This is a genomic window from Nocardia terpenica, from assembly GCF_013186535.1.
Lineage (GTDB): Bacteria > Actinomycetota > Actinomycetes > Mycobacteriales > Mycobacteriaceae > Nocardia > Nocardia terpenica.
Genome location: NZ_JABMCZ010000002.1, coordinates 1,840,589 through 1,852,773 on the forward strand (window position 1 = coordinate 1,840,589; position 12,185 = coordinate 1,852,773).

Annotated in this window: 16 protein-coding genes; 9 read left to right on the forward strand and 7 right to left on the reverse strand. The window is 63.5% G+C overall.

Annotated features, from left to right (window positions below; all coding sequences use genetic code 11):
* The first annotated feature begins 77 nt into the window (after nt 1-77).
* The 5 genes from HPY32_RS20340 to HPY32_RS20360 all read left to right on the forward strand — a co-directional run bounded on the left by HPY32_RS20340 (nt 78) and on the right by HPY32_RS20360 (nt 3,789).
* Nucleotides 78-581, forward strand: a complete 504-nt coding sequence (locus tag HPY32_RS20340; RefSeq protein WP_171982946.1) for an LppA family lipoprotein — start codon at nt 78-80, stop codon at nt 579-581.
* 79 nt (nt 582-660) lie between these two features.
* Nucleotides 661-1,038, forward strand: coding sequence for a hypothetical protein (locus HPY32_RS20345; protein WP_156673939.1), 378 nt, complete (start codon nt 661-663; stop codon nt 1,036-1,038).
* A 19-nt stretch (nt 1,039-1,057) separates the two neighbouring features.
* Nucleotides 1,058-1,657 carry a DUF3558 domain-containing protein gene (locus tag HPY32_RS20350; RefSeq protein WP_171982947.1) on the forward strand — a complete coding sequence of 200 codons (600 nt, stop codon included), beginning with the start codon at nt 1,058-1,060 and terminating at the stop codon, nt 1,655-1,657.
* Between the two features lie 2 nt (nt 1,658-1,659).
* Nucleotides 1,660-3,075, forward strand: a complete 1,416-nt coding sequence (locus tag HPY32_RS20355; RefSeq protein WP_156673938.1) for a WXG100 family type VII secretion target — start codon at nt 1,660-1,662, stop codon at nt 3,073-3,075.
* A gap of 3 nt (nt 3,076-3,078) precedes the next feature.
* Nucleotides 3,079-3,789, forward strand: coding sequence for an ESX secretion-associated protein EspG (locus HPY32_RS20360; protein WP_067578953.1), 711 nt, complete (start codon nt 3,079-3,081; stop codon nt 3,787-3,789).
* A 382-nt stretch (nt 3,790-4,171) separates the two neighbouring features.
* On the opposite strand, the gene HPY32_RS20365 is transcribed toward HPY32_RS20360, so the two are convergent.
* From HPY32_RS20365 to HPY32_RS20370, 3 genes are all read right to left on the reverse strand, one after another.
* A complete protein-coding gene (locus HPY32_RS20365) occupies nt 4,172-4,462 on the reverse strand; it encodes a hypothetical protein (protein ID WP_067578951.1) in 291 nt (96 codons plus the stop codon).
* Between the two features lie 1,244 nt (nt 4,463-5,706).
* Nucleotides 5,707-5,838, reverse strand: coding sequence for a hypothetical protein (locus HPY32_RS45715; protein ID WP_269456468.1), 132 nt, complete (start codon nt 5,836-5,838; stop codon nt 5,707-5,709).
* The gene (locus HPY32_RS20370) at nt 5,835-6,230 is read right to left on the reverse strand and encodes a hypothetical protein (RefSeq protein ID WP_156673937.1); all 396 of its coding nucleotides are present in this window, start codon (nt 6,228-6,230) and stop codon (nt 5,835-5,837) included. The genes HPY32_RS45715 and HPY32_RS20370 overlap by 4 nt, the downstream gene beginning before the upstream one ends.
* A 187-nt stretch (nt 6,231-6,417) precedes the next feature.
* Here HPY32_RS20370 and HPY32_RS20375 point away from each other — a divergent pair, with 187 nt between their 5' ends.
* On the forward strand, nt 6,418-7,806 hold the full coding sequence (locus HPY32_RS20375; protein ID WP_507236493.1) for an NsdA family TPR-like regulatory protein: 1,389 nt from the start codon (nt 6,418-6,420) through the stop codon (nt 7,804-7,806).
* Nucleotides 7,807-7,876: 70 nt separating this feature from the next.
* The gene (locus HPY32_RS20380) at nt 7,877-8,173 is read left to right on the forward strand and encodes an MTH1187 family thiamine-binding protein (protein ID WP_067584642.1); all 297 of its coding nucleotides are present in this window, start codon (nt 7,877-7,879) and stop codon (nt 8,171-8,173) included.
* A gap of 191 nt (nt 8,174-8,364) precedes the next feature.
* Here the strand turns inward: HPY32_RS20380 and HPY32_RS20385 are convergent, their stop codons facing one another.
* From HPY32_RS20385 to HPY32_RS20395, 3 genes are all read right to left on the reverse strand, one after another.
* Nucleotides 8,365-8,781, reverse strand: coding sequence for a hypothetical protein (locus HPY32_RS20385; protein WP_067578945.1), 417 nt, complete (start codon nt 8,779-8,781; stop codon nt 8,365-8,367).
* Between the two features lie 9 nt (nt 8,782-8,790).
* Entirely contained in the window at nt 8,791-9,294 is a 504-nt protein-coding gene (locus tag HPY32_RS20390) for a phospholipase A2 (RefSeq protein ID WP_067578943.1), read from the reverse strand.
* 855 nt (nt 9,295-10,149) lie between these two features.
* A complete protein-coding gene (locus HPY32_RS20395; RefSeq protein WP_067578941.1) occupies nt 10,150-10,350 on the reverse strand; it encodes a hypothetical protein in 201 nt (66 codons plus the stop codon).
* A 275-nt stretch (nt 10,351-10,625) separates the two neighbouring features.
* Between HPY32_RS20395 and HPY32_RS20400 the strand changes: the two genes are divergently transcribed.
* Nucleotides 10,626-10,916 (forward strand): P27 family phage terminase small subunit, encoded by a 291-nt coding sequence (locus tag HPY32_RS20400; protein ID WP_171982949.1) that lies wholly within the window; start codon nt 10,626-10,628, stop codon nt 10,914-10,916.
* Nucleotides 10,917-10,925: 9 nt separating this feature from the next.
* The gene (locus HPY32_RS20405; protein WP_067578938.1) at nt 10,926-11,519 is read left to right on the forward strand and encodes a helix-turn-helix domain-containing protein; all 594 of its coding nucleotides are present in this window, start codon (nt 10,926-10,928) and stop codon (nt 11,517-11,519) included.
* Nucleotides 11,520-11,564: 45 nt separating this feature from the next.
* On the opposite strand, the gene HPY32_RS20410 is transcribed toward HPY32_RS20405, so the two are convergent.
* Nucleotides 11,565-12,170 carry a hypothetical protein gene (locus HPY32_RS20410; protein ID WP_156673934.1) on the reverse strand — a complete coding sequence of 202 codons (606 nt, stop codon included), beginning with the start codon at nt 12,168-12,170 and terminating at the stop codon, nt 11,565-11,567.
* Nucleotides 12,171-12,185: the final 15 nt, after the last annotated feature.

The following is a 12,185-nucleotide window of genomic DNA, read 5'->3' on the forward strand; positions in this document are numbered from 1 at the left end:
AACGCACGACCATAGTCGTCGGGGCCATCGCCCTGGCACTGGTCGTAGGCGCGGTACTAGTGATCGGACGTCAGCTCATGACCGAAGGCGACAGCAGCAAGCCGACAAGCGACAAGGAAACCGCGGCTGCAACACAACGACTGCTCGGGCGGCCCAGCCTCGAAGACGCCGAAGCTCAACTGCGTTCGGCGGTAGAACAGATCGCCGCCGCCGGAACCGATCTGATACCCGGCATGCAGTGGTCCTGGAACCGTGAGCGCACACCGTCCGGCTGCGATAAGCCCTACGACCGAACCGACGGGCGCATCGTCTACCTACAGGAGTATGTGTCGAATACGCCTGTGCCGGACAATGTTTGGCAGGCGTTCGCGGAACGCGCTCATGCAATTGCCGCCCAGGTCGGTGCTACGACACCAGAAACCATGCAGAATGCCCCGGGCAACCACGATGTGTGGTTCTTCAACCCAGAAGACGGCACCACCATCAAGATCGGCAGCCAGGTGGCAACGGTGATCTCCGGGACCGTCGGATGCCATCTTCCGGCGAGCAGGCTTACCCCACCGACTCGGCCTACGTCGTGATCAACTACCTCGGGGAACCGTCCGAGCGCGACATGCGTCGAAGTAGGCAAGCAGACGACACGGGACCAGGAGGCATGTTATGGCTCTAGGACAGGTAGCAGCTGCGGACCTCTGGCAGGCAGCTTCAGAAGGCAATTTCCGATTGGAAGAAGGTGCTGCCCACGAACTGGCGGGCCACTATCAGTGGTTCGCTGACGAGATGGTGAAGCGGCAGCAGGAGATTCAGCTTCAGCAACGCCTTCAGGGTTTCGGTAGTCTCGAGTCGGCCAAGCGACTGCAATCAGGGTTCGAACAGAAGGCAATACAAGCATATAATGCCTTGATAGATGCTGAGGCATCCGCCCTGCGAATGAAGGCTGCAATTCTAAGAGCGGCCAATCTAACAGACGAAGTTGAGGCAGCTAACACGGCCGTAATCAACGCGATAAACGGAAAGTTCTCTGATGGCAAAGCCTAACCGATGGGGTGGGCCGGTCATGCTGGCAATGACAGCTCTCCTGATTGCAGCCTGCAACTCCGGTAATAATGTCGAATCGACCACATCGACCGAGGCATCTGCCACGTCGAGCGATTCCTCCGGCCCGGCGCACCCCACGTTGACTGCCTCGCGCCTCCAGCCGCCATCGCAGGATACTGGATATGCCAAGTCGGGCGGCCGACCGAAGGTGATAGTCGATCCTTGTACTTGGATTCCTGACGATGCCGTTTCGACGATCGGATTCGACCCCGCCACCCGGAAACGCATGCACGACCAGGTCGCCGAATATACATTCTTGACATGCCAATTCAGCAACGCCGACGGGGCGCTCCAGCTGGCTTCTGGAAACATTACACTGGATGAAGATAAGCAACGGTACGCAGGCAAATACCAGGAAATCGATATCAATGGTCGCAATGCAATTCAACTGAATAAGACCGGTACGCCCGAATGTGACCTTGATATGCAAACCAAGGTCGGCTACTTCGAGGTCTCGGTCTTAATTGACTCTTCAGGTAGAGGTAAAGGCGTACAGCCGTGCGGCAACATCGTGCAAGTTGCTTCTACACTTGAGCCATTTATCGGTAAGGACAACTGATCATGGGCAGCACTGATCCGAATCCTGATGACTCGATCGCTACGAAGCTGGTCAAGTGGGGACTGTCCCAAAAAGGCGCTTCATCGAGCCGAGACTCGGCGGCCGAAACGGACAAGAATGTCCGAACCGGTGGATACGATCCGGATTATCTGCCCCATGACGCATTGGAACCGTTCATGTCCATGAGTCATCAGGACATCGTGCAGGCGGTCAACGATATGCAGCCCGGCTCGATGCATAGCTCTGCGGAGGCGTGGGGGAAAGTCGCCGATGCGGTCATGTTCAACAACTTGGGCTTGAACGCGAAAGTCCAGAAGGCTATCAGCCAGGGGTGGGAAGGCGCGACGGCCGACGCGATCCAGAACGCCACCCACCGTTTCGTTGGCGAGATGACCGACATGCACAACGTGACTCAGGGCGTGGCCGAACGGATCACCAGCGCTGCCTACGGTGCGGAAGTAGCCAAGGGTGCGGTCCCGTCCGTTCCGCAGGCTCCGGGAGCTCCGTCGGTGAAGGGTGCGGAGAACCCGGCCACGGTGATCGGGTATTTGACTGCCGCTTCGGATGCTGAGCAGGCCGCCAGACAAGCGATGATCAACTACTACGTGCCCGCGTATCCACCTGCGGGAGAGAAGATCCCGACCTATGTGCCGCCCACGGGCCCGAGCGACGGACCGGGGGCGAACGCGCCGGGAGTCAACGGACCTGGCTGGCTTGGTGGATCAGGCGGCGGGACGAATCCGTCTGGGGCGAACAATTCCTCCGGCGATTCTCAGCACGGACCGCAGAGCCCGAGCGATCAGCAGACGAATCCTGCTGGCACAGATTCCGGCCCGGCTAGCACCGATCCGTCCGGGCTGGTGAATTCGTCTGCCGGGCAAGGCAACAATCCACAGGGTCCGGGTGGTGCAGGAGCGGCTACCGCACCAGCGAGCGTGAACCCGAACGCAACGACACCCGCAGGCGTCGGCAGCACTGGTGGCACCGGCGGCGGTTGGGGGCTGGGTCGGGTTTGCCGGGCGGCGGGATCGGCGGGCGCGGTGGCAGCTTGTCGAGTTCAGGCGGTCCGGGACGCAACATTCCAGGTCAGTCTGCGCCAGGCAGTCCAGCGGGTAGCCCGCTCGGTGGTGCCGGTCGACCGGCCGCTGCTGGGCAGTCGGGTATGCCGGGGATGGGGATGCCTGGCGGGAAAGCCAAAGGGGAGGAAGACAAAGAACGCAAGGGGCGGCCGGAACTGCTCGTCCATGAACGCAACAAGGTCGACCTGGTGGGAGAGCCGATTCCGGCGGTGCCGCCCGCGCTCGGTGCCGACGCGTTCGATCGGTCGAACGATTGGACCGACGAGCGGAAGAAACCCGCTGATGGTGCATGATCAGTCCTCCGGACAGCGGCAATCGGGCGACAAGGGCCACCGATAATCGATGAGGTGGGAGTTCACTCAGAGCGAGGTCTTGTACGCGTGGGGGCAGATGCGATGGGATCGCATCCCCGCGCCATTGGTCGTGCGACCCGAGGTGGAGTCACTGGCCGACTGGGAGGCCATCGAAAGCGGCCTCCGCCAACGGCTTCCGGTGCTGGACGATCCTGATCTGCTGCCGGTACTGCGGACAGCCACGGATCCGGATATTTCGCTGGTGCTGGTCGGTGCTCGGAAGAAGCCGCTGCGAGCCTACGGAGCCGTGACCGCGAACATCGGCGTCACCATGGTGCAACGTCCCGGCCCGGACCCGGACTCCGGTGGGAACATCGTGGTCGAGGTAGGGTCACCGGCGTTGGTGCCCAAGGTGTTTGCTGCTGTGGCCGGAGATCAACCGGCGGGTCGGATCAAGAACATGGTCGAGACCTGGGAACGGGTAGAGAATATTCACCCTGTGAACGGATTCGTCGATGATCAGACAACGGTGGCAGAGAAGATGCGGCGGCTGTTGGCTGCCCCGCGAATTGGGTACGGGCACATCGAAGTTCACCTCGATCGCCATTCACCTCGGCCGCTACCGCGCAGGTATGTGAGCTGGTTCGACGTAGATGGGGACGGGCGCTACCTCTACACACGCCGGTACGGCGACCTCCACATCGAGCCGTGCGCCAACGACCGATTCCGGCAAACGATCACTCAGCTCATGGAACAGTAAGGCACATACGGGGATTCACGACTACTCGGACCTCTCCGTGAGAGGCGCTCGTAGCGTCTGCCGGTATCGCTCGACCTCGCTCGCCTGAGCCACTGCTTGTGCGTGAGCATTTTGCGCGAATGCGATCATGCTGAGTGTCACGGCCTCCAAAGGGTCATCTTCAGGACCGAGCTTTGCAAGGCGCGCAGCCAGCATGGCAGCCGAACCGGGCATGTCGAGACCGCCGGGGCGCGCGACAGGCAGCGCCTTCCACCAGATACCGGTGACATCGGCGGCCAGTTGCGCCGAGGCGTCAGCGACCCGGTTCCAGATCTGAGGACCGACATTTCCCGAGCCCACAGCTCACTGGCGCCACGGTGCGCTCCGGCCCGGCGACTTGTATCTAGGTGCGCGCGTATGTTGTTGCCGGGTAGATGATTTCGAGATCACACACCGCGCGGATCGGTGCTGGGTCGCCGCCGATGTGTTCGAGGGTGGGGGTGATGACGGCCGCGGCGTCGTAGTTGCGTGCGGTGTTGAGCAGCCGTGCGATCGGGTCGTCGACGGTGGAGGTGGAGTACACGAGGACGCGGGCGAGGTGGTAGCCGAGCGAGCGTGCGTGGCGCTGGACGCGGTCCTCGTTGTTCGGCCACCCCGGTAGCGCGCTGTTGATGTAGCCGACCGCTCGCAGCAACGTGTGGGGGGTGTCGATGACGGCTACGTACGCTGTCGGAAACGCTGCGACCGCATGCTCTTCGTCTTGTTCGCGCAGGTCGGATCGATATCGATTGTTTCGGCCGTGATTGGAGGCGCTGTCTCGTCCGTACGGAAGCAGCAGGTGCGGGGTATCGCGATCATTTGAGTACCTTTCTGGTTCACGGGATGTGGTCAGGGAGAGTGCCGTCGGTCGATGCCGCTGGTGTGCGCGGTGCGGGGCCAGCGGGTGTGGTCGTGTGGATCTCGAGCCAGGCGTCCGCTTCGGTGATGGCGGCGTCGACGGGAAGGCCGCCGGTCCTGGCTCCGGGCCTGTCGGGAGAGCCGGTACTCCAGAAGCAAGTCGACACAGTATCGGCGCGCACGATCGCGCGAATGCCGCCGAGCGTCTTCTCCAGCCAGTACTCGCCCGGCCCGTTGACCAGGCGCCATCCGCCCGTGGCGTGTCCGCGTCGAATCGGCCCCCAAATCTTCTCGCCCGAGCCGTCACAATCATTCACTGATATCGCTGACGTCCTTCGCCGTCGACCCGAGCACGTAGACCCCTCGACCACGCTCAGGAAGACGGGACCCGCTGGGTGCAAGGACCTCACCGGCCCCGGCGCGCAGCTCGCACGGCTGCGGGTCGCAGTCGCGGCTCGGTGCCCGATGCACTGCCGACGCATCCAGGATCGACCCGATCTGACCACGAGCGACATCGCAGTCGCAGGTTGTCCGATTGTCTGCGTTGAGTATTTCTGCTAAAACATTCAGGGCACCAGCCAATTTCGTTCATAAGGCAAGCGAGCCGAACAGCTGGGGGAGACCTGATCGGACACGGTGACGGTGTCCTGTTCGTGAGTTGTGTTGAATGAGTGTGCGAATCGGCGTGCTGCCGACGCGCACGCGCGGAAGAACAAGTCCATGCACTCGCCTCCGACGTTGTCCCAGTGCACTCGGATCATCACGTCGTCGGGCTCGGCCGGGCGCGGCGATGTGTGCGAAATCATCACGACATCAACTTGTTTCGATCAGTCCACCACTGAGGGCAGCGCTTCTCGAGTACGAGTCGTTCCTGCAACGCGGCAACACCTATCGGCAGCGGCCATGTGCCGTACGGTCCGTGGCCATCGATCGGTATGAGTCGCGGGCACGACGTCGGCAGGCGCCAGCCGATCGCCGTCCAGAACGCTGCGGCCAATCCGAGCCACAACGCCGTAACCAGCACTGTGAAGCCTGCGGTTGTCACAGCGGTCTCCTGCCGAGATCAATTACGCAATAACGGGTTACGGAGAGCGCGGCGCGGGCAGCGGCCTGGTAGGTGTTGTTGAGATCGGTTTTCCGTTCGCGGGAGCCCGGCGTGCCCATGCGGCTCATTTGGCCCCCTGTGGACGAATGGCCCTTTCTGACCCGGGATGTAGCCTGCCCCGGCATCGGACTGGATGTCGGATCGTCACGGCGCCAAGTGGATTGCTGAGGAGCACGCCTTGTCTTACGGCATCCTCCAGAGCGAGAGCGACGATGTCGTGGTCGAAGGTAGATTCTGCGATAATGTCGTCGGCTGGCTGCGGTTCCAGGGCTTCTGAACCGACGATGTTGTAGGATGAAAGCTGCTGGGCCTGAAGGTATCCCAGACGAGGAAGCAGTACATCGCGTACTCGACTCTCCGCGCAGCGGAATGCGGCGTCCTCGAAGAAGGTCTTTGCCTTCTCGAGCCAGTTGGTCAGTATCCAGGCCATTGTCACGGGCTCAACGTTGCGAAGGCTCACTGTCGTACTCCTGTCGCGATATCGGCGGTCGGCCTCGACCGGTTCACCCTGACGAGGCTCACACGGCGACACCACCGATCGACAGGGCGTAAACCCCGCGTTCTGCCCCTCGTTTTCGTGGCTGCAAATCGCGGGCCGCTCATTCGAAGCGAGGGGTCGTCCTCGTAACTCGCGGGGTGGACAAACAATGCGGTCGACAGTCACAGTCAGCACGACACGAACTTCGACCTGCGGGGTGTACCCGGTGATACGAGAGCCGTTTCCCAACCTTCAGCTCGCTCGACGAATCAGCGACTCAGGGTGGACGCAGGCTCACGTCGCGGAACTGACCAACGAACGTGTCGAAGACTTCACCGGCCAGACCGGTACCTACACCGATGAGTCGATCCGGAAGCTGCTCCGCGGAATACACACCTGGCCGCACAAGCCGTACCGGGACGCCTTGTGCGCGGTGTTCGACTGCTCGCCCTCCGATCTCGGCTTCTTCAACTCCCGCACGCCGCGTACGTTGGAGCCTGTAGACCGACAGGAGATCGATGTGCGGCGCCAGGAGTTCCTCCGCGGAGTGGTAGCGATGCCGGTCGTCGCAGTGCTACCGCTGGAACTTCGCGAGGCCGCGGTGGAGCCGATCGAGCGCACGGCGCCGACTCGGGTCGGCATCGAGCATGTGGACCGGGTCCGGGCGTGGGCAGCGTTGTTCCGCCAGGCCGACGATGCGGGCCTCAGCATCGCCGAAGGCATGGCCGCGCAGCTCCGGGTCGCGGAGACCTATCTCCACGCTCACATGTCACCCGAGATCGAGACCGAACTGAAGACCGCCGTCGCCACCTTCTTCCGTGTTGTCGGATGGGCCCACTACGACCGCGGCGAACACGAGGATGCCCGAGACGACTTCGAGCGAGGATGGAGCCTCGTCGAAGACAACGGCAACTGGTGGATCCGCGCCGCGATCCTCACCTGCATGGCGCGGCAATCCATCTACCGCGGCGACGTGGAAGACGCCCTCGATAAGCTGGGTATGGCCGCTATCCGGGCCGACAAACTGTCGCTACTCAGGCGCGCTGATATCGCCGCAGTGAAGGTGCGAGCATTCGGCAAGCAGGGCAACGACCGCGAATGTGTTCGCGCCGTGCGAGAAGCCGAGCAGTACTTCCTCGAGTCGCAGGCCGAGGATCACCCCGACACCCAGCATGAGGGATTCAGAACCTACTACACCGAGAAACTCCTCACCTCCGACCTGGCCCAGGGGCTGTTCGAACTCGCATTCACTCGTGGTGTGGAACTACCCCGGACAGTCGAGCATCTGCGAAGTGCTCTGCGGCTCACGGACGAGCATGCACGGTCTCGGCTGCTCAGCATGGCGAGATTGGCCGCGCTCCAACTGCGGCGCGGTGACGTAGACGAGGGTGTCAACCTCGGCGCGGCCGTCGTCGAAAAGGCCCAGGGGACAACCTCCGTGCGCGTCATCGATGACGTCCGGACGATCTACCGCGTGACGAGAACACCCAGAATCAAGAGCGTGCCCGAAGTCCGGGAACTGCGCCAAAATACGCACGATCTACTGCGTACCCTGTAGTGCTGGAACAACTTTCGCATCGGACACGGTGCCGGTGCGCTGGCCGCCATCAGACGAGGAGGAGTCCGCCATGCTTGCAGCGTTCTCGATCACACCGGTGGGCGTCGGAGAGGACGTCGGCCGAGAGGTCGCCGAAGCCGTCCGCGTCATCCGCGAGAGCGGGCTCCCCAACCGGACCGCTGCCAGCTTCACCGAGATCGAAGGCGAGTGGGACGAAGTATTCGACGTGATCAAGAAGGCCACCGACGCCGTGATGGCGGTCTCGACCCGGTGCAGCATCGTGATCAAGGCGGACATCCGCCCCAGCCGCACCAACACCCTGACGACCAAGGTCGAATCCGTGGAGCGCTATCTCGCGCAGGAGTAGCTGCGGCGGTAGCCATTTCGGATGCGGCGTGCGCAATCGAACTGTGGACAGACAGCGTCGGTTCCGCACAAGCGTTGAACTCCCTTCCAGCACTGACGCTTTCGCGGGCATGAGCTCATGCCGCAGTAACTGGCCCGGGGTCCTGTCGTTCGTGCACGCAGTGCAGGATGCATCCTCGGCGGTGTCGGTGATCAGCTGCCTTCGATCGGTATGCAGCTGTCGTTGTTCTGGCCAGTCAGCGCTATCGCGAGGGTGCCGAAGATGCCGGGTAGCCCGAGCAGGGCGCCCAGTAGGGCGAGGAATCCGACTCCGATGTCGGCCGCGTCGGAGCCGGTTCTGATGACCAAGAACGCCACGAATATCGCGATCCCTACTGCGCAGAGGGTGGGGAACCAGATGCGGAGGTGCCGTTCGTGTCGTTTCCGCAGGATCACGGTAAGCAGGAGGCCGAGGAGGCTGCCGATGATGCCGCAGGAGCCGTACACGACGAGTTGGGCGCCGCGGTCGGAGCCGAGCAATCCTCCGATGACGACTCCGGCGATCGATGCCACCAGCAGCAGAAGCTGTGAGCGCAGGACTGCGGTCGGCCGGGTGGGTTTGTCGGGCAAGGTCGGCTCCTAGTTCTTTCCGATGTGTGCACCGGTCACTGCTGCCCAGTAGACCGCGGCGGTGGCGTCGCAGGAGGATCGTCTCGGGTCGTACCAGTGTGGATAGACGTCCGCGCAGACCTGGCGCATGTCGTCGGCGAGTCGGTCGTTGCAGGTTCCGTATCCGGTGTGATTGCGGTCGGCTTCGTCGTAGCACATGTCGTGGCGGGCGCAGGCGCCGCTGAAGTCGGCGTTGGTTCCCGGCGCGGGGAACTGGTCCGGCGAGTTGGTGCAGTAGTCGTGCCGGGCCTTCTGGCAGTTCGGGGTGTGCTCGCAATTGGGATCGTAGATGTAGCCGGGTGGTACCGGCACCGATCCCATGCTGCTCTTGGCGGGATTCGTCGGCGGCCGTGGTATCGCGGGCGGTGCGAGGGTCGGCTGCGGCTGGCTGCCGTTGAGGATTCGCTGCTTCAGCTCGATGTACTCGGCATCGGTCAGCGCGCCTTGTTCGTGCAGTCGCGCCGCCCGTTCCAACTGCGACAGGACATCCTGGGCCGGGGCAGCTGGCCCTGGACTACCGGGCTGACCCTCTGGAAGAGGTTGCGGAGCAGGCCCTCCCGATCCCGATGGGGGCGGTGGCGGTGGGGAGTTGCCCGGGAGTGCCGGTGGCGTATATCCGGGTACCGGCACGATCGGCGTGCCGTTGCCGATACCCGGGTTCGGCGGGATGACTCCGCCGACGGTCGGTCCGTATCCGTTGGGCTGTTGGTTCTGGGTTTGCCCAGGCAGAGTCGGCTGCGTGGACGGCACCGCTTGCCCCGGTCCCGGCATCCCCGGCGGAGGTGGCGGTGGAGGCTTGGGCACCGGGACGCACGGCCACCCCGGATGCAGCTGCTGCCACTGCTCACAGGGGATATCCGGTTGCGCAACCGCGGGCAAGGCAGACGCCGTAGCGATCATAAGGAAGAACGCGAATACCGCGCCCACTACCTTCGACCGGCGGCCCGGAGCGCTCACGGTTGCTGCTCTGAAACCCAGGGCGCACGCCGAGCACTTCGCTGGTGCCCTGTGGTCGCGGACGCGGATCGGCCACTGATCTGAAAGTGGTTCGGTCCAACGTTCAATCTCGAGAGCGGGGCCAGATAGGTGAAGGCCACGACCAGCATCGCCACACCGATAACGAAGGCAGCGACGGCACGCACCGCCGTCCCCGAACTGGTGTCCGTTGTGGTCTGCGGGATCTGTGGACTCGCTGTCGTCATCGCCAACCCCCTCGTTCGCAAAGGTAAACGGGCAAATCGCGCAAAATCAGCTACATGCGAGGGCTATCGTAAGCCAGCCACAAACTGTAGCAATATTTTGGCAAACTCGATAAGTGGATGCCGCATATCAGACATAGATTGCTTCCGCAGCCGCGAACAGAAAGAGGAATTCCTCCGCAAAGCCGGACTGGTCGAACTCGGCGACAAATATCTCGATGGCGAGAAAGTCGCCCAGATCCTCGGTATTGACCTCGACGAATAGTAGAAGCGTTTCCAAGTTCTGCAGGTGAACCCTGGCAGGTATGCCAGGGTTTTCCTGTGCCGTCATCGTCCACTCGAAAGGAGGAACAGCAGCGATGAACCGATTCCGTGCCGTCGGCCGTCGGCTCAGCACCGTGGTCCGCGGTGCCGGGCAACGCGCCCGCAGCCGCATCGCCGGGTCACGGCGAGCGGCCTCGACCTCCGGCTCCTAAACCCCGCCGTGTCGGTGTCCCCTCGCAAGACGCGAGGGGACACCGACACGCTCACTCGTCGCGATCGGAGGCCTTCTCGTGACCGCCCTGGACTACCCGGTCATCCCCCCTGCGGAAACCGGCACAGCCGGTGTCGGTATCGGCCTGGAGCGCCACCCCACCCGCGTGGTTGACCGAGCAGGCCCGCACGATCTGGGAACAGCTCGCCCCGCATACCGACCTCACCCCGACCAGCGTGGTCGAATTCGCCTGCTACTGCGAGGCATTGGCCGAGTTCCAGGAAGCAACCGCGATCCTCGGTGAGACCGGGCTGCTGGTGATCGACGCTGCCTCCGGCGCCCCGGTGCCGAATCCGATAAGCGCGGTGCGCGACCGGGCCGACCGGAAGGTCGCCGCCTGGGCGGCCCGATTCCGGAGCTGACGGTGGCTTGTGGCGCGACCGAAGAAGACCGACCCACCCCGCCAGCGCGGCGCCGCGCGCGGTGGGGGTAGCCACCCCGGCAAGATCACCGACACCGACCGCGAACGCATCCGTGAACTCCACGCGGAAGGGAAGGGCCGCAACGAGATCGCCGACATCCTCGGCGTCACTCCCGGCACCATCAGCTACTGGGCGCGCAAGCTCGAGATCCAGTTCGACGAGTCGCAGACCGCCGAGGCCACTGCCGCCCGGCTCGAACAACTCAAACGCCGCCGCCTCGACTTGGCCGAGATGATCGAAGCTAGTATCCCCGATTTACACGACCGGTTGTGGAGTCCGGTCACCACCTACGAACGCGGCGCGGATGCACTGATCCCGGTCACGCTGCCGCTGCCACCATTGCGGGATGTCCGCGACGGCTACACCGCCCTGTCGCTGGCGCTGCGCAGTCTCGCCGAGCTGGTTACCAGCCAGGCCAACGAAACCGTTGCCGCGGACCGGTCGATGCTCGCCGACCTGTTCGACCGGCTCCGGGCCGCCGTCGTTGCCGACCAAGGCGACGACGCCCGGAGTAACGAGACCGAACCAGGCACTGACGAATAGGGCAGCACACCAAACAAAGCTGCGGTAAGCAGTTGAGCCCGAGGCTCAGGGCGTGGGAAGGAGCGGTGTCAGACGGGGGTCGCTACTCCAGCGGGGACCCAGGATACCGATGCCTGTCCAGAGGATGAGGGCTGGCGCGGCGGGGCCGCTGAGACGTAGCGGCGCACATTGTCCGCCGTAGTTGTAGGTCACCGACCAGCCGGGTAGGTCGGGGTAGAACTCGGTGACGGCGCCGTGGAAGAAGCTGAGCCACCCGGATTCGCGTGTGTAACAGAGGATTCGCCTGTCGGTGACGAGGACCGGTCCGGCTTGGTGACGTCGCCAAGTGGGCTGCGCGTCTGCCCTCGCGGCCTTGGCGCGGCGGGCGTTGCCGACCGCTGTTGCTGCTAGCGCCGTAGTCACGAACAGCGGTCCCCCGAATGCGAAAGTCGAGCGACGAACGTATTGGCCGCTGCCGCCGATCCATCGTGCGTAGAAGGCATTGGCCTGTAGGAGGGCGACCTCCATAGGTTCGAGGACCAAGCCATGCACCGCTACTTGCGGCGGCGGGCAACCAGCCAGATAGGCGGCAGCAGCGCCGCGGGCATAGCGAATCCACTGCTCGCCCTCCATAGCGAGGGCATCCGACGGCCCCGGGGCAGGAATGCTCACGACACCGACGGTAAT